At 66.8% G+C, this 16,894-nt stretch carries 17 protein-coding genes; 12 read left to right on the top strand and 5 right to left on the bottom strand.

All coding sequences use genetic code 11. From position 1 onward, the window contains the following. Positions 1-11 precede the first annotated feature (11 nt). The 11 genes from NWF24_RS28775 (at position 12) to NWF24_RS28725 (ending at position 11,861) form a co-directional block, all read left to right on the top strand. A complete protein-coding gene (locus NWF24_RS28775; RefSeq protein WP_093058752.1) occupies positions 12-407 on the top strand; it encodes a DUF4150 domain-containing protein in 396 nt (131 codons plus the stop codon). A gap of 73 nt (positions 408-480) precedes the next feature. Further along, positions 481-2,826, top strand: a complete 2,346-nt coding sequence (locus NWF24_RS28770) for a type VI secretion system Vgr family protein (protein WP_258351500.1) — start codon at positions 481-483, stop codon at positions 2,824-2,826. 4 nt (positions 2,827-2,830) lie between these two features. Beyond that, positions 2,831-3,307, top strand: a complete 477-nt coding sequence (locus NWF24_RS28765) for a DUF6484 domain-containing protein (RefSeq protein WP_258351499.1) — start codon at positions 2,831-2,833, stop codon at positions 3,305-3,307. A 17-nt stretch (positions 3,308-3,324) separates the two neighbouring features. Beyond that, positions 3,325-4,377 carry a DUF2169 family type VI secretion system accessory protein gene (locus NWF24_RS28760; RefSeq protein WP_258351498.1) on the top strand — a complete coding sequence of 351 codons (1,053 nt, stop codon included), beginning with the start codon at positions 3,325-3,327 and terminating at the stop codon, positions 4,375-4,377. A 2-nt stretch (positions 4,378-4,379) separates the two neighbouring features. Then, positions 4,380-5,447, top strand: a complete 1,068-nt coding sequence (locus NWF24_RS28755; protein WP_258351497.1) for a hypothetical protein — start codon at positions 4,380-4,382, stop codon at positions 5,445-5,447. 3 nt (positions 5,448-5,450) lie between these two features. Continuing rightward, complete coding sequence (locus NWF24_RS28750) at positions 5,451-6,380, top strand: DUF4150 domain-containing protein (protein WP_258351496.1); 930 nt, start codon at positions 5,451-5,453, stop codon at positions 6,378-6,380. A gap of 11 nt (positions 6,381-6,391) precedes the next feature. Next, positions 6,392-7,300, top strand: a complete 909-nt coding sequence (locus tag NWF24_RS28745) for a DUF3396 domain-containing protein (protein ID WP_258351495.1) — start codon at positions 6,392-6,394, stop codon at positions 7,298-7,300. Beyond that, the gene (locus NWF24_RS28740) at positions 7,272-7,982 is read left to right on the top strand and encodes a hypothetical protein (RefSeq protein ID WP_258351494.1); all 711 of its coding nucleotides are present in this window, start codon (positions 7,272-7,274) and stop codon (positions 7,980-7,982) included. Before NWF24_RS28745 ends, NWF24_RS28740 begins: the two co-directional genes overlap by 29 nt. Before the next feature lie 10 nt (positions 7,983-7,992). After that, positions 7,993-9,252, top strand: a complete 1,260-nt coding sequence (locus NWF24_RS28735; protein WP_258351493.1) for a TIGR02270 family protein — start codon at positions 7,993-7,995, stop codon at positions 9,250-9,252. Between the two features lie 88 nt (positions 9,253-9,340). Then, positions 9,341-11,026, top strand: a complete 1,686-nt coding sequence (tagH, locus tag NWF24_RS28730) for a type VI secretion system-associated FHA domain protein TagH (protein WP_258351492.1) — start codon at positions 9,341-9,343, stop codon at positions 11,024-11,026. 40 nt (positions 11,027-11,066) lie between these two features. Then, the gene (locus tag NWF24_RS28725) at positions 11,067-11,861 is read left to right on the top strand and encodes a PP2C family protein-serine/threonine phosphatase (RefSeq protein WP_258351491.1); all 795 of its coding nucleotides are present in this window, start codon (positions 11,067-11,069) and stop codon (positions 11,859-11,861) included. A gap of 61 nt (positions 11,862-11,922) precedes the next feature. Here the strand turns inward: NWF24_RS28725 and NWF24_RS28720 are convergent, their stop codons facing one another. The 5 genes from NWF24_RS28720 to tssA form a co-directional block, all read right to left on the bottom strand. Then, the gene (locus tag NWF24_RS28720) at positions 11,923-12,423 is read right to left on the bottom strand and encodes a peptidoglycan-binding domain-containing protein (protein WP_258351490.1); all 501 of its coding nucleotides are present in this window, start codon (positions 12,421-12,423) and stop codon (positions 11,923-11,925) included. Between the two features lie 85 nt (positions 12,424-12,508). Beyond that, positions 12,509-12,988, bottom strand: coding sequence for an Hcp family type VI secretion system effector (locus tag NWF24_RS28715; protein ID WP_258351489.1), 480 nt, complete (start codon positions 12,986-12,988; stop codon positions 12,509-12,511). Positions 12,989-13,140: 152 nt separating this feature from the next. Continuing rightward, entirely contained in the window at positions 13,141-14,637 is a 1,497-nt protein-coding gene (gene tssC, locus NWF24_RS28710) for a type VI secretion system contractile sheath large subunit (RefSeq protein ID WP_093058764.1), read from the bottom strand. A 49-nt stretch (positions 14,638-14,686) separates the two neighbouring features. Then, the gene (tssB, locus tag NWF24_RS28705) at positions 14,687-15,205 is read right to left on the bottom strand and encodes a type VI secretion system contractile sheath small subunit (RefSeq protein ID WP_093058765.1); all 519 of its coding nucleotides are present in this window, start codon (positions 15,203-15,205) and stop codon (positions 14,687-14,689) included. A 51-nt stretch (positions 15,206-15,256) separates the two neighbouring features. Beyond that, the gene (tssA, locus tag NWF24_RS28700) at positions 15,257-16,297 is read right to left on the bottom strand and encodes a type VI secretion system protein TssA (RefSeq protein WP_258351488.1); all 1,041 of its coding nucleotides are present in this window, start codon (positions 16,295-16,297) and stop codon (positions 15,257-15,259) included. 71 nt (positions 16,298-16,368) lie between these two features. On the opposite strand from tssA, the gene tssJ reads away from it, so the two are divergent. Beyond that, positions 16,369-16,881 (top strand): type VI secretion system lipoprotein TssJ, encoded by a 513-nt coding sequence (gene tssJ, locus NWF24_RS28695; RefSeq protein WP_258351487.1) that lies wholly within the window; start codon positions 16,369-16,371, stop codon positions 16,879-16,881. Positions 16,882-16,894 lie beyond the last annotated feature (13 nt).

Here is a 16,894-nt window from a genome sequence, read left to right as displayed (position 1 = left end):
GAGAACAGGAAATGTTCGCCAACTGCCAGCTGATGGGCACCGACATGGGCTTTCCCGATGTCTGCATCACGCCCGCCGCGCCGTCGCCCATTCCGGTGCCGTATCCGAACATCGCGATGGGGCCGATGGCGATTCCGAACTGCCCCACGATCCTCATCATGGGCGGGCCGGCGCACAACCTCGGCACCACCATTCCCATGACCAACGGCGACAACCCGGGCGTGATGCTGGGCGTGGCCTCGGGCACGGTGATGGGGCCGAGTCGCCATCTCACCGGCGCCTTCACGGTGCTGTGGATGGGCATGCCCGCGTCGCGGCTCACCAGCACGTCGCTGCAGAACAGCACGAATTGCCCCGGTGTGCGCACGGTGCCGAGCCAGCCGCTGGTGCTGTTGCTGGCGCCCTAGGCGGGGTGGCCGCGCGGGCCGCACGACGGTGCGGTTCGCCAGGGAGAGGGAACGCAAAAAAGGGACGGAAAACATGGCCGATCACAAGTTCAGCATCCAGGGCGATTCGCCCGTAGTCGACAAGCTCATGTTCTGGCGCATCGTGGGCCACGAGGTGCTTGCGCGCCCGTCGGCCTACGAACTCACCGTGCTGACCGACAACGAAAGCATCGATGCAGCGGACGTGCTGGGCCGCTCCTTCGACGTGGTGATCGAGTTCGCCGATGCCGACGGCGACATCCACAAGCGGCACTGCCAGGGGCATGCCGTGCGCTTCACGCGCGTGGCGCAGAGTGGGCGCTTCCTCGAATACCGCATCAGCCTGCGCTCGTGGTTCTGGCTGCTGAGCAAGCGCGTCAACGCGCGCATCCTGCAGAACAAGCCGGTGCTGGGCGTGATCGATGCCGTGCTCGACGACAGCCCCATCGGCAGCCTCAAGAAGCTCAAGGCGGGCGGCGTGGTCGGCCCCCATGAACCCCACGTGTACTGCGTGCAATACCGGGAGAGCGACTACCAGTTTCTCTCGCGCCTTCTGGAAGAAGAGGGCATCTACTACTGGTTCGACGCGCACGACGCGCCCGGTACCCTGTACCTGTCGGACAGCAGCACGCTGGCGCACGAGAAACTGCCCGTTGCCGACACGCTGAACCATGCAGAGCGCGGTGCGTCGGAAGGGCGCTTCAACGAGATCACGCGCTGGATCAGCTCGCGCCAGTTCGAATCGGGCAAGTTCGCGTCGCGCGACCGCGACTTCAAGGTCATCAGCAAGCAGCTGCGCGCCGACAAGGGCGATCCCGACACGCACGAGCTGTCGGACCTCGAAGTGTTCGAGTTCCCGGGCGGCTATCAGTCGGGCGACGACACCGACAACCTTGCGCAACTGCGGCTCGACGAACTCATCGGCCGGCGGCAGCGCCATTGGGCATTGACCAGCTGGCCCGACGTGACGGCCGGGCGCAGCTTCGCGTTCAAGGGCGACCCCGACGGCAAGCGCGACGGCGACTATCTGATCGCGGCCTGCACCTTCGTCGCGAGCCACCCCGGCTACGAGGGCGCGAACTTTCCCGAGAGCCAGCGTTCGATCGACGTCGTGCTGCACGACGCGCTGGCCGACGACCCCGTCAACACCGGGCTGGGCGAACTGGTGGGCGACCTGATCGCAGAGACGCCGGCGCTGAGCACCGGCCAGCGCGCGAGCAGCAGCTTTCTGCTCACGGTAATTCCGCTGAACACGCCCTGGCGCCCGCCACGCCTGACGCCGCGCGTCACCATGCCCGGCCCGCAGAGCGCCATCGTCACCGGCCGCAGCGGCGAGCAGATCTGGACCGAGGAGCACGGCCGCGTGAAAGTGCAGTTTCACTGGGACCGCTACGGCAAGAACGACGAGAACAGTTCGTGCTGGGTGCGCGTGTCGCACCCCTGGGCCGGCAAGAGCTGGGGCGCGATCAGCATTCCGCGCATCGGCCAGGAAGTGATCGTCGATTTTCTGGACGGCGACCCCGACCAGCCCATCATCGTCGGCCGCTTCTACAACGGCGAATCGATGGCGCCCTTCGGCCTGCCGGCCGGTGCCGTGGTGAGCGGCATCAAGTCGAACACGCACAAGGGCAAGGGCTACAACGAGCTGTCGATGGACGACACCGCCGGCAAGGAGAAGGTGACCATCCACGGCCAGTACGACATGAACACCACGGTCGAGAACAACCAGACGACCACAGTGCACAACAGCCGCACCGACACCATCGACGTGGACGACTCGGAGAGCGTGGGCAACAACCAGAAGCAGCACGTGGGCGTCGACCAGACCGTGTCGATAGGCTCCAACCGAAGCGAGACTGTGGGCGGCACCGAGACCATCGTCATCACCGGCCACCGCACCGAGACCGTGAACGGCGGCGAGACCGTGACCGTGAACGGCGGGCGCAGTCACACCGTCAATGGCATGCAGACCACCACCATCTCGGTGGCCGAGGCGCACACCGTGGGCGCGGGCCGCATGCACAGCGTGGGCGCGGGGGAGGCCATCAATGTCGGCGGCGTGCAGACCGTGAGCGTCGGCGGCGCGCAGATGGTCAGTGTGGGCGGCGTGCAGAAGGTGAGCGTGGGCGCGCTGCAGTCGATCTCGGTGGGTGGTCCGCACAAGCTCTCGGCCGCGGTGATCTCCGAGACATCGAAGGGGCCGATCAAGATCAAGGCGGGCGCGATCTGCATGGTCGAGGCGCCCACCATCATGCTCAAGGCGGGCGGCAGCAAGATCGTCATGAACGCCAGCGGTATCACCATCAAGGGCGCCAAGATCACCATCAAGGCTGACGGCAGCGCATCGTTCAAGGCCGGTGGCTCGATCAAGATCAAGGGCTCCAACCTGGGGGAGGACTGACGCCGTGGAAGACCAAACCGATCTCCAGAGCGCGCGCAGCGTGCTGCACAGCGTGGCGGCCTGGTCGAAGCTGTCGGGCCAGGGCGTGGCGGTGGCCGCCTTTGCCGGCTTCGATGCCGAGGGGCGCTTCCTGGTCACGCTGGGCGAAGGCATGGCGCCGGTGCAGGCGCTCTCGACAGTAGGCCTGGCACCTGGCGATGCAGGCACGGCGATCGTCGTGGCCTTCGAGCAGGGCGAGGTGCGGCACCCAGTCATCGTCGGACGCGTGCAGCCGCTGCGCACCGAGGCACCACCGGCACTCGATGCGCGCGTGGATGGCGAGCGCGTCGTGCTGCAGGGGCGCGAGCGCATCGAGCTGCGCTGCGGCGAGGCCAGCATCGTGCTCACGCGTGCGGGCAAGGTGTTGATCAACGGCAACTACGTGCTGTCTCGCTCGCGCGGCGCCAATCGCGTCAAGGGTGCCTACGTGGGCATCAACTGACGAACGAGGCACACGCCATGTGGCAGCTCGACAACCGTACGCCTTATGCCGCCGAACGCACCTGGGTGCGCGACCGCGATGGTGCGGAGATCTGGCTCGTGGCGGTGAAGTGCAGCTTCGACATTTCGCCCGATGGCGAGACGAGCGTTGCCCCCGAACAACCACCCGTCGCGCAGGCGCCCGTCTTCGTCGACGAGGCCGCGCCGCAGCCCAGCCTGCTCTACGAGATGGACCTGGTGCGCACCAAGCTGACGACCGACGTGCTGTTGATCGGCAATGCGCATGCGCCCGGTGGAGTGCCCGTGACGCAGCTCGACGTGGGCCTGCGCGTCGGCCCGATTGCCAAGCGGCTGCGCGTGACAGGCGACCGCGTGTGGCTCGGCGGCACGCCATCGGAGCCCGAGCCTTTCAGCACCATGCCGCTGGTGTGGGAGCGCGCATACGGCGGTGTCGATCCGTGGATGCGCGATGCGCCGTTGCCGCAGTTCGATGTGCGCAATCCGGTGGGTACGGGCTTTGTGATGGAGGCTGCGCATGCGGAAGGTGTGCGACTGCCGAATATCGAATATCCGGATCAATGCGTGCGGGCGTGGAGCGACAGGCCGGAGCCGGCGGGCTTCGGGCCGCTGTGCAATCACTGGCAGCCACGCGCGGGGTTTGCGGGGACGTATGACGAGGCGTGGCAGCGAGATCGGTTGCCGCTGCTGCCGGTGGATTTCGATGATCGGCACTATCAGTGTGCGCCTGTGGATCAGCAGGCGCCGCAGTTGCTGGTGGGCGACGAGCCGGTGTTGATGGTGCATCTGGCGCAGCAGTCCGAGATACGCTTCACGCTGCCGCGCGTGCTGCTGGGTCTCGAAACCTTCTTCTCCGACGACACGAAGGTGCTGCATGAGCGACCGCAGTTGCACACGGTGATCCTCGAGCCGGCGGTGATGCGCGTTTCGTTGGTCTGGCACAGCGCGCTGCCTTGCCATCCCAAGGTTCATAAGCTGCTGAAGACGCGCATCGTCGAGAAACGGCTACTGCGCCTGGGCGAGACTGTGCCCGAGCAGGCGGTGGAGGCCTGAGCATGGCCGGCAACGCATTGCAGATCCTCGGGCTCGGCGCCAGCACGCCGATAGGACGCAATGTGTGGGCCAGTGCCGCGGCGGCGCGCGCTGGCGTGTGTGGATTTTCCGAGCACCCGTACATGGTCGACACGGCCGGCGAGGCGATGCGTATCGCGCGAGCGCCCTGGCTCGACGTTGGCCTCGACGGCGCCGCGCGCCTGGGCGCGCTGCTGCTGCCGGCCATCGAGGAGGCGTTGGCACCGTTGACGGAGCCTGGCGGAAACGTGTCGCCGCGCATCGGCCTTGCACTGGCGCTGCCGCCGCCGCGCCCCGGGCAGCCTGATGGCTTGGCCGATGACGTGTTGGAGGCCATACGGGAACGCATGGGGGATCGATTCGCCCGCATCGCGCGCTTCGAAGTCGGCCACGCAGCGGGCCACATGGCCATAGCTGCGGCCGAGGCAGGTTGCGCGCGTGATGCTTTCGATGCTTGTGTGGTGGCGGGCACCGACTCGTACCTCACGCCCGAGACGCTCGAATGGGTCGAAGCCTGCGATCAACTCCACGGCGGCGGCCCGCTCAACAATGCCTGGGGCTTCATCCCCGGCGAGGCCGCTGGTGCGGTGCTGCTTGGCACGCCCCGTTTGGCTCAGCTGTGCGGCATCGTGCCCCTGGGGGAACTGGTGTCGGTTGGCATTGGCATGGAGTCCAAGGTCATCAAGACGGATGCGGTGTGCATCGGCGAGGGCTTGACCCAGGCCTTCCGCGCCGCGCTGCGGGCCCTCGCGCCTGGCGAGCAAGTGCACAACGTGTTCTGCGATCTCAACGGAGAGCCCTACCGGGCCGACGAGTTCGGCTTTGCCACGCTGCGCAACGGAGAACACTTTCGCGCAGCATCGGATTTCATCGCGCCAGCCGACTGCTGGGGTGACGTGGGTGCGGCGGGTTCGCCGCTGCACATGGCGCTGGCTGTCATCGCCAATCGCAAGCGCTACGCCAAGGGGCCGCTGTCGATGATATGGGGCAGTTCCGAGTCGGGCGAACGCGGGGCGGTGCTGGTGCGCTGCGCTGAACCGATGGGAGGCTGAGTCATGCCGCTCACCATCAGGGTCAATGGCACCAGTCTCACGCTGGTCCACAAGTTCAGCATCGGCATCAGCACCGCGACCATCCCCGACGTGTGCAAGACGCCGAGCCCCGGTGGTCCCGTGCCGGTTCCCTATCCGAACATCGCCAACTCGATCACGCTGTCGAGCGGCACCAGCACCGTCAAAGGCGACAAGGCGATGGCCGCGAACAAGGGCTCGAAGTTCGCGCTGTCCAACGGTGACAACGCAGGTGTGGCGGGGGGCGTGAAGTCCAGCACCTTCATGAAGGAGGCAACCTGGATCCTCTACTCCTTCGACGTGAAGATGGACGGCAAGAACACGGCCCGGCTCACGGACAAGATGTTCCATAACTCGGAGAACGCGGCGAATCTGGGTGGGGTGGCGCAGCAGCCGCTGATCGATGCGCTGGACGGGGACCAGGCCCTGGCGCAGAAGCTCTGCGAAGCCGCCTGCAAGGCGATGGAAAAGAAGAAGAAGGGCGACAACAAGGCCAAGAAGAAGGCCAAGCAGAACAAGAAGAAGCAGAAGCCCTCGACCAGCAAGTTCCAGAACGAGATGCGCAACCTGCTGGACCCGCGCAAGCGCGGGACCAAGAACCCGGGGCTGATCACGGAGGTGGGACAGGCGGGCAAGGACCTCATCGGCAAATGGGGTTCCAAGGTCGCCAATGGCCGTGCCTTCGTCAAGTGGGACATCGTCATTACCGCGGCCGGAGTCACCCCCGGAGTGAAGTCGCTGGGGGTCAAGGACATCAAGCATTTCGTCGAGGTCAAGTTTCCGAATGACACGCTCACCAAGAATCAGCAGTCCCTGATGGACTCGATGCCGAAATCGCAGAAGGACAAAGTAACTACCATGACCGTCGGCACCGACCCCAATGCCAAACCCCCTCCCGACTGCCTGTGCACCTGAAAGGACTCCAGATGGATGCCGAGAAACTCACCCTGAAGTTCGACGAGCGCGTGGCGGCGGTGCCTTGTCTCGAGCTCGTCGCCTTTTCGTTCGGAGTTCCCGCCGACGGCGCCGGGTTCGCGAGATTCCTGCGCGTGTTCTGCGAGGCATTCGGTGATCGCCTCTCGGTCTATCGCACCGGCGACATGAAGCGCTTCCGTCCCTTCGATCCCAAGGCACTCGAGGGACCGCGCCACTGGTTCTCCGACCCCGCGTTGTTGGCGACCAAGGTGCTGGGATTCGAGGCGCATGCGGGCGCCACTGCGCGCGACATCGCCGCGCCGGCGCTCGACATATCGTTGATGGGCAACTTCGAACCCCAGCGCTATGTGTTTCGAATGGTCCTGCCCGTCGAGTCGGGCGACAGCCCGGACCAGGTGGTGCGGCTGGCCCAGGATGCGCTCGCCGAGTTTCCGTTGGCGAGCGGCTATTGCGGCTACTCGCTGCTGTGGGACCGCGACCCTTCGGTGGACCAGGCGATCTGCGAGTGGGCCGCCCCTTTGTTGCGACGCCATCCGGGCCTCGGCTATGGCAAGCCGCTGTCTGTCGCGAATGCCTCCGAGGCGGGCCTGGCCGTGGTGAGCTGGTTGACCCTGCTCGGCCCCGGATTGACGGCCGCGCTGGGGGGAGGCAAGGCGTTGGCACAGAACGCACCCACGGAAGTGAGCGTGCTGCCACTGAGTCCGGGCGGGGCGATCTTGCGCGCCGGAGAGGCGCCGGCGCTGGGGGATGTGAATCGGCGGGACCCTCTGCCCGTCTACCACGCAGTCGGCCGCATGGTGGCGCCCGTCGTGGCGCCCGACGAGGCACTCGACGAGGTCGCGGTCGATGGCATGCAGGGAGACGACGCCTATGAGTGGTTTCGACGTTTCTTCGTCTGAGCGCTACGGCGGTCTGCTCCTGCTGGAGGTGACACCGGCGCAGGGTCCCGCAGACGCGATCGAGGTGGTGGAGCGGCAGCTTCGCAGCTTCATCGATGCGATCGGCGCTGGCTTCTTCTTCCCCGCAAGGCTGTGTCCTTCGGCGCCGCTGGAACTTTACGTCGCAGGTGCGTCAGTGCACGGCCGGGTGGACGTCGACGATCTGCCCGTGGCGGCCCTGGCCGTGCTGGCCGGCATGCTGGCGGACGGGCGCCACCGCGACGCCTTCATCCAGTCCGCGCGTGCCGTTCTGGGGCAGCGCGAGTTCGACCTGCAGATCGACAGTGGGGTGCGTCCGGCGGCGTCGGAATTCCCGCCCTTCGAGGTCGAGTTCCCGGAGGACATGGGCGGCAACTACGCCCTGCTGGTGGAGATCGAATTCGCGCATCCGGTGCCCCCGGATGTGGGCCAGAAGCTGCTCTCCACCCTGGCGTTGTGGGATGCCCTCACGCTGGCCTACCCTCTGGATCCTGACCTTCCCGTGGAAGCCGGCGGCGCGCAGGCCATGTTCAACGATCCGCGCACGATCCACTATCACGAATGGGTCTGGGACAACGCCGACGCCGAGGCGTGGGATCTCATCATCAATCTCTGCTGCGCCTGGCACGAGACGCTGCCCATCGTGCGGCTGCACTTCGAATAGGAGTTTGCCCATGGACTCCGACACGCTGTCTTCCGTTGTCGCAGAGCACGCCGACGAAGCCTCCTTCCTCTGGCTCCAACGCGCCAGCGCAGTCCACGCCCCCAACTACTCGCCCCAGCAATTCGCCGACCTCGACGAACGCCTCGCCGCCCACATCGACGGCCTGCGCGTTGCCGGTGACGAAGGCTGGCAGCAAGCACTGGCGCTTACCGACAACGAAGGCCCCGAAGACTTCTTCGTCGCCGCCGTGCTCGCCATCGAAGCGGTCGATGGTCGCTTCGACGATCTGGTCGAGCGCGCGAAGGACCTGCCCGAAGTCGTGCCCGGCCTGATCTCTGCGCTGGGCTGGGTCGAGCCGAAGTATCTCGGCGGCCGCGTCAGGGCTTTGCTCGAAGACACCTCTCCGCTGCGGCAGAAGCTCGGCGTGGCAGCCTGCGCGCTGCATCGGCGCGACGCAGGTTCGCTGCTCGGGCAACTGCTCGCGAGTGCGCCAGACAGCGTGCGCATCCGCGCGCTGCGCGCGGCCGGCGAGTTGGGCCGTGCCGACCTGTTGCCGCAGGCCCAATCGCTGCTCGGCGAGGCCAAGCCCGAGCTGCGCTTCTGGGCCGCGTGGGCGGCGGTGCTGCTCGGCGACCGGGCGCAGGCACTCGATGCGCTCTCAACCTTTGCGCTGAAGAGCGGGCCGCGCCAGCCGCGCGCGTTCCAGCTCGCGCTGCAGGTGATGGAGCTCGCACCTGGCCACGCGCTGCTGCTCGACAGTGCCGCGCTGCCCGAGGCGCAGCGTCTGCGCGTCATCGGCTCCGGTTTCATCGGCGATGCGCGTTATGTGCCCTGGCTCATCGAGCAGATGGCGCAGCCGGCCACGGCACGCATTGCGGCCGAGGCCTTCGTGACCATTACCGGCGTGGACTTCAATCTCGCGCAGATGGAGGTTCCGCCGCCCGATGGCTTCGAGGATGGGCCGACCGACGACCCCGACGACGACAACGTGGAGCTGCCCGAGGACATAGCCTTGCCTTGGCCCGATGTCGACAAGATCCGCGCGTGGTGGCAGCAGAACGGCGCGCGCTTTGCCCCTGGTGTGCGGCTCTTCATGGGGCAGCCGGTCTCGCCCGACAGCTGCACGGGTGTGCTGCGCCAGGGTTTCCAGCGCCAGCGCGTGGCAGCGGCGCTGCACCTTGCGCTGCTCGATGCGCGCGCGCCGCTGTTCGCAACCAGCGCGCCGGCGTGGCGGCAGCAGCGCTGGCTTGGCGACGGCATACCTCTTTAGGCGAGATTGCCAACATGCCCCACGGAATGAATACTCCTTGCGAGTTTGTTCGGGCGCATTCAGGCACAGAGCCTTCGGGGGCCGATTCATGATCCATATCGCTGTCATCACCCGGCAAGGCGCTCCGGCGGGGCAGGCCATTGCCGCGGACTTCGGACCCAATGGCGGAACCATCGGCCGGGCCGACACCAACACGCTGGTGCTGGACGATCCGGACCGCACCGTCTCGCGCGTGCATGCGCAGGTGCTGTGCCGCGACGGGCAGTACTTCGTCATCGACCGGGGCAGCAACCCGATGCAGTGCAACGGCGTGTCGTTGGGCTCGGGTAAAGAGGCCGCGCTGACCGATGGCGCGCGGCTGGTGGTAGGCAGCTTCGAGCTCACGGTGCGCGTGACTGCCGCCGTCGCGCCGCCGTCGTTGGCCATCCCGAGCACGGTGCTTGGAGGGGCTGCCATGGCCGCGCCAGCCGCACCTTCGAGCGACGACCCCTTCGCCGACCTGCTGGCCGGCCTCGCGCCGCCGGCCGCACCAGCCGCGGCGCCTGCCCCGACCCCTGCCGCGGCACTGCCCGATTCGTTGCTGTTCCCCGACCCGATGGAAAGCGGCTCGCGCAACGTGCAGGCCGCGCAGATCGATCCTTTCGCGAACCTGCTCGGACCCACGCCGTCGTCGACGCCAGCGGCCGGCCTTGGTGCGCTCGACGATTTCTCCGACCTCGGCGCGCCGCCCGCGCATGGCAAGGCCGCGGGCATCGACGAGCTGTTCGGTGGCATGGGTGGTGGCGGCGGCATCGGAGGCGATCCGCTCGCGCTGTCGCCGCTGGCCGATCCGCTGCTGCAGCCCAACACCGCTTCCGAAGCCGATCCACTGGCCGCGCTGCAGCACGCGGCGCCGCGTACGCCCACGCCGCGCTCCGACCATCTGCCGATCGACCAGTTCGGCTTTACGCCGCCGAAGGCCATCGAGCCGCCACCACCACCGCCGCCGCCTGCACTGCCTCCGGTGGCTGCACCGGCGCCCGTGCAACCGCTGGCGCAGTTCGACGACATCACCGGCCAGCCGATACGCATCAGCGGACCCGAGAGTTCCGGCAGGCCCGTCGAGTCGCTGCCGCCGCCCATCGACATCGCGCCCGCGCCGCCAGCCAGGCGCGCAGCAACGCCGCCCGAGCGCATCGCCACCGACGACGAGCTGCTCGCCGCCTTCCTGCGCGGCCTGGCCAGCACGCACCAGCCGCCCGAGATGCTCACGCCGGGCCTGATGGAGCGCATTGGCTCGATGCTGCGCAGCGCCACCGAGGGCACGCTGCAGCTGCTGCTCACGCGCCAGGAGTTCAAGCGCGAGGTGCGCGCCGAGGTCACGATGATCGCGGCGCAGGCCAACAATCCGCTGAAGTTCTCGCCTACTGTCGAGGTGGCGCTGGCCCATCTGCTGGGGCCCGGCGTGCGCGGCTTCATGCCGCCAGAGGCCGCGATGCGCGACGCCTTCAACGACCTGCGCGCGCATCAATTCGGCGTGATGGTGGGCATGCGCGCGGCGCTGGCCCACGTCATCGGGCGCTTCGAGCCGGCGGAGCTTGAGAAGAAGATCAGTGCCAAGTCGGCGCTCGACGCGCTCTTCAGCGCCAACCGCAAGGCCAAGCTCTGGGACCAGTTCGTGTCGCTCTACGGCGGCATCGCGAGCGAGGCGGAGGACGACTTCCACAGCCTCTTCGGCAAGGCTTTCCTCGAGGCCTACGAAGAGCAGATGGCGCGCCTGAAGTCCGACGCCTGAAGAAAACCAGAACAACCCCAGCACCCGCGAGGCACCCCGCTTGGAAATCGAAATCGTCACGCTCTCCCGGCAGGGAGGCCGCACCTACAACGAGGACGTGCACGGCCATTGGCACGACGAGCGCTATGTCGCCTGCCTGGTGGCCGACGGCGCGGGCGGCCATGGCGGCGGCGACGTGGCGGCGGCCACCGCGCGCGGCAGCATGCTCGGCGGCTTCTCGGCTGCGCCGGGGCTGGACGAAGCCACGCTGCGCCGGCTGGTGGAGCAGGCCAACCTCGACGTGGTGGCGCGCCAGGCCGAGGGCGGCAAGCTCGCGGGCATGCGCTCGACCATCGTGTTCGCGGCCATCGACCTCGAAAGCCAGGCTCTGGCATGGGTGCACAGTGGCGACAGCCGGGCCTACCTGTTCCGTGGCGGCGCCATCGTGGCGCGCACCACCGACCACAGCCTGGTGCAGCAGATGGTGGCTGGCGGCATGCTCGACGAAGAGGGTGCGCGGCTGCATCCGCAGCGCAACATGCTGCTGTCGGCGCTGGGCTCGGTCGAGGAAGCGCCCGACATCGCCGTGTCGGACCGCATGCGCCTCTTGCCCGGCGACGTGCTCCTGCTGTGCAGCGACGGCGTGTGGGAGCCGCTGGGCGACGAATGCCTGATCGACACGCTGCACGCCTCGCGCACGCCCAGCCAGTGGACCGAGCTGCTCGACGCGCAGGTCAAGGCGAATGCGAAGCCGGGCTACGACAACTACACGGCGCTCACGCTGTGGGTGATCGAGGACGACGAAGACGACGCGACGCGGCTGATGCCCGAGAACGCCGCATCGACGGACACCTGAGCCCCTAAAGAAAAACGCCCGTCCATCGGACGGGCGCCAGGCTGGCGGTCGCTGGGGCCGCTCAGCTGTACTTCCTGGCCGTCTTCTTGACCTTCTTCAACGCGCTGCGCAGCAACAGGGGCATGTCGTCCCGGTTCGGCAGGTTCGTGTAGTTGTCGATGCCCTGCTCCTTGCAGCAGTTGGCACAGGCGTTGTTGAGCAGGTCGAGCGCATAGCGTGTCTTGCTGATCGTGCTGGACGCACCGGGCTCCCGGAACGGATCGAAGATGCCGTCCGGCAGAACCTTGTATCCGAGCGCTATCGCCTGCGTCTGGAAGTGCGTAATGTGCTTCTGCGTGATCTGCCCGTAGTAGCCGTCCACGACGATCACCTCTGTCTGGCCGGGAGGCGGCTCCAGATCGTGGTTGAAGCCGAGCAGTTCGTAGTAGAAGATCTTGAACAGCGCCTGCACGAGCATCACGTCTTCACGTGTGTTGGAGCCGATCCGACCGACCGACCAGTCGGTGTTGTAGGTCGTGAGCAGCGCGCCGCTGCTGCTGATGGTTGGGGTGCTGAATGCCATTGCATTGCTCCGGTGCGGTGAGGACGCATGGAAACCGCACCGGGCACTGGCGCGCCCGATGCCGTGCCCGGCGGTCCGTCGCCCGTCAGCGGGTTTCGGTGGTCGCCACGTTCCAGCCGAACTTGACTTCGCCGCCGCCGGCGCCCTTGTCGTCCTGGGCCTTGTAGGCGAACTCGATGTCCTTGAACGAGCACATCACTTGTTCGTACACGTCGCCGCCTTGCGCGCCGCCGGGGCCCACGCTGGAGATGAAGACTTCCTTCAGCGTGACCTTCAGGTACTCCTGCTGGCCTTCGCCCGACTTGCGGCAGGTCAGGACCATGTCCTTGAAGTGCTTGCCGCTCACGCAGTTCTTGGCCAGCACCGGGGAGGCCTTGTCGTAGGTGTGCGTGAAGTGGAATTCACCGGGCGTGGCCTTGCCCTTGCCCGAGCCGCCGCCAGAGCCCGCGCCCGACGCGTTGGCCACGCTCCAGGACCACGACGAAATCTCGATCTCGTCCTTGTGGTCCTTGTGGGAAGACTCGCCCTTGACGCCGTCGAGCTTGATGTGAAAGTCAGATGACATGTTCCTACTCCTTGGAACCCGATTGCGTTCGGGCGGTTGATGATCGAAACGAGAAAAATGGCTGCCGGCGGTGGGAGGTAAGTTCCGATGCCCGGCAGCTACTCATAGAACGAAACGGAACCGGGAATTCAAGAAGAATCCCCAGATTTTTTTCAGCCGGCGCCCTTGGCCGTCGGCAGCTTCGACACCAGGCGCAAAGAAACCGTGAGGCCTTCGAGCTGGTAGTGCGGGCGCAGGAAGAACTTGGACGTGTAGTAGCCCGGGTTGCCTTCCACTTCCTCGACGACCACTTCGGCGGCCGCCAGGGGCTTCTGCGACTTGGTGATTTCCGACGAGTTGGCCGGGTCGCCGTCCACGTAATTCATGATCCATTTGTTCAGCCAGCGCTGCATGTCCTCGCGCTCCTTGAAGCTGCCCACCTTGTCGCGCACGATGCACTTGAGGTAGTGCGCAAAGCGGTTGCAGGCAAAGAGGTAGGGCAGACGCGCCGCCAGGTTGGCGTTGGCCGTGGCGTCCGGGTCGTCGTACTCGGCCGGCTTGTTGAGCGACTGCGCGCCGATGAAGGCCGCGAAGTCGGAGTTCTTGCGGTGGATCATCGACAGCAGGCCGGCCTTCGACAGTTCGGCTTCGCGCCGGTCGCTGATGGCGATCTCGGTTGGGCACTTCTGGTCCACGCCGCCGTCGTCGCTCGGGAAGGTGTGCAGCGGCAGGTTTTCCACCGCGCCGCCCGACTCGATGCCGCGGATGCGCGAACCCCATCCGTAGAGCTTGTACGAACGGTTGATGTTGGTCGCCATCGCGTAGGCCGCATTGGCCCAGGCGTACTTGCTGTGGTCGGCGCCGGCGGTGTCTTCCTCGAAGTCGAACTCTTCCACCGGGTTGGTGTTGGCGCCGTAGGGCGTGCGCGCCAGGAAGCGCGGCATGCACATGCCGAGGTACTTGGAGTCGTCCGACTCGCGCAGGCTGCGCCAGCCGGCGTACTCGGGCGTGAGGAAGATCTTGGTCAGGTCGCGCGGGTTGGCGAGCTCCTGCCACGACTCCATCTGCATCAGGTTGGGGCTGGCGCCGGTGATGAACGGTGCATGCGCCGAAGCGGCGATCTTGGCCATCTCGCCGAGCAGTTCCACGTCGGGCGGGCTCTGGTCGAAGTGGTAGTCGCCCACCAGCGCGCCGAAGGGCTCGCCGCCGAACTGGCCGTACTCCTGCTCGTAGATCTTCTTGAACATCGGGCTCTGGTCCCAGGCCGCGCCCTTGAACTTCTTCAGGCTCTTGGCCAGATCCGTCTTGGAGATGTCCATCACGCGGATCTTCAGGTTCTCGTCGGTCTCGGTGTTGTTCACCATGTAGTGCAGGCCGCGCCACGCACTCTCGAGCTTCTGGTATTCGGGGTGGTGGATGATCTTGTTCACCTGGTCGGTGAGCTTGGCGTCGATCGCGGCGATCATGGCCTGGATCGACTTGGTCACGTCCTTGCCGATGACGGTGCTGTTGGCCAGCGCCTGCTGCGCCAGCGTGAGCACCGCGGCTTCGACGGCGCTCTTGGCTTCGTCGCTGCGCGGCTTGAATTCCTTTTGCAGCAGCGACGAAAAGTCGCTGCCCGCATACGCGACATCTTTCAGCGCGCTCTGTTCGAGTGCTTCGGTGGCCATGGTGGTTTACTCCTCGTGATCCTGTGTGGCGGTCGGATGGGTGTCGTCGTCAGGCGGCGGGTGTGCCGCCGGCGTCTTCGGGCTTCTTGCTCGCGGCCAGCGTCTGCAGCAGGGCAGGGTCTTCGAGCACCTTGGCCAGCAGGTCTTCGGCGCCGCCCTTGCCGTCCATGTAGGTGACGAGGTTCGACAGCTGCGTGCGCGCTTCGAGCAGCTTGTTCAGCGCGCCCACCTTGCGTGCCACGGCGGCGGGCGAAAAGTCTTCCATGTTCTCGAAGGTGAGCTCCACCTTCAGGTCGCCCTCGCCGGTGAGCGAGTTCTCTACCGCGAAGGCCGCGCGCGGCTTCATGGCCTTCATGCGCGAGTCGAAGTTGTCGACGTCGATCTCCAGGAACTTGCGATCGGCCACCGGCGCGAGCGGGTCGGCCGGCTTGCCCGAGAGGTCTGCCAGCACGCCCATCACGAAGGGCAGCTGCACCTTTTTCTCTGCCCCGTAGAGCTCCACGTCGTACTCGATCTGGACCCGGGGCGCCCGGTTGCGGGCGATGAATTTCTGACTGCTCTTGGCCATGGAGATGCTCCTTGCGGGTGTGAATGGGGGCGGGTGTGGGGTGGTGTTGGCTTACTCGGACGGGCGGCGGCCCGTGACCGTTTCGATGGTGTCCATCGCGTTCGGCGCGAGGTTGGCCATGATTTCGAGAAAGCTCACGCCGATGAGCTTCTTGGCGCGCTCGATCAAGAGCGGCGCGGGGTTGCCCGGCTCGGCCTGCTCGAGGTAGCGAATGACGCGGTCGAGCATCTGCACCGCGTCCTGCCGGTTCTGGATCTCGCCGCGTGCTGCGGCGGGGCGGGCGGCCGCGCTGCCGTTCGCCTGTGCATCGGCGGCCGTGTCGCCGGAGGCATCCGAAGCGGCGTCGGCCGGCGCGCCGCTGGCGGCGGCGCAGGCCTTCTGCAGCACGCGGGCGATGGTGCGCAGCGGCTCGAGGTCGACGGCATCGGCGCGGCCGGTGTGATCGGCGACGAGTTTCTTCAGCTGCTCCACCAGCGCGGGCACGCCGAGTGCGGCCTGGATCGCCTCGGGCCGCTCGGCCTGGATGGCTTCGAGCCCGCCATGCACCTGCGCTGCGGAGTAGGCGGCCTCGCCGCCGACGGCGGTGAGCGTGTTGTGGGCAATGGCAATGTCGCGCACACGGATCGGGCCCACGCCGCGCGCGATGCCGATCTGCGCCTCGTAGAGGTCGCGCAGGCCCATGCTCTCGTCGGTCAGCGGCGCGAGCGCGTTCAGGCGCATCGTCGGGTCGTTGTCGTCGTCGGCATCCAGCTTTGGATGTATGCCGTCCCAGAATGTGTCGAGCAATCCGTTGAGCAGGCGCAGCCCGGCGGCGAAGCCTTCCACGCCCTGCATGCGGGTGGATGCGCGCAGCAGCAGCACCGCGGCGCGCACGTCCTTGCTGCGGCGCAGGATGCCGTCGGCCCGTTCGCCCACTTCGCGCCACTCGGGTTCGACCGCGGGGATCACGGTGTCGCCGAACTGCTGCTCGGGCTTTCCCTGCGCGGCCGAGACCAGCGTCATGAAGTCCGCGTCGTACTCGAGATCGTCGCCGCACGGCGAGGCCTCGCCGATGGGCGCGAGCAGTGTGGCTGCGAGTTCGTTGGTCAGCATGTTGCCTGTTGGAGTTCGCTGGTGATAATCAAAGATGCGTCTTGACCGGTCAATGCAACGAAGGGAATAGCATGCGCACGCTGGGTACACACCATTCGTCCTATGAAGGCCTCCTTGGCGCGGCAACGCGGCGCCGCATCGCAGCTCTTGGCCTTGCTGCAGCGGGTCTTTTCATCGCGGGCTGCGCGAGCAAACCGGTGGTCACCACGGTGGCCGTGACCCTCACGGCCGGCGCCGACGCCAACCCCGATGCGCGCGGCCGGGCCTCGCCGCTCACCGTGCGCGTGTATGCATTGAAGTCGCCTGGCCCGTTCGAGGGCGCCGATTTCTTCTCGCTGTTCGAGAAAGACCAGGCCACGCTCGGCGCCGAACTCGTGCAGCGCGAAGAAGTGCTGCTGCGGCCCGGCGAGACGAAGAAGCTCGACTTCAACCTGCCGCCCGACGCGAAGTCCATCGGCGTGATGGCGGCGTTCCGCGATCTCGACCGTGCGCGCTGGCGCGAAGTGCGTCCGGTTACCACGGGCAAGGCGCAGGCGCTCGACGTGACTTTCGGCGCACGCGCAATGCGCATCGACGCGAAGTAGGCGCTGCGGTTTT

This window comes from Variovorax paradoxus, assembly GCF_024734665.1.
GTDB lineage: Bacteria > Pseudomonadota > Gammaproteobacteria > Burkholderiales > Burkholderiaceae_C > Variovorax.
This window is presented reverse-complemented; position numbering and strand designations above follow the sequence as displayed.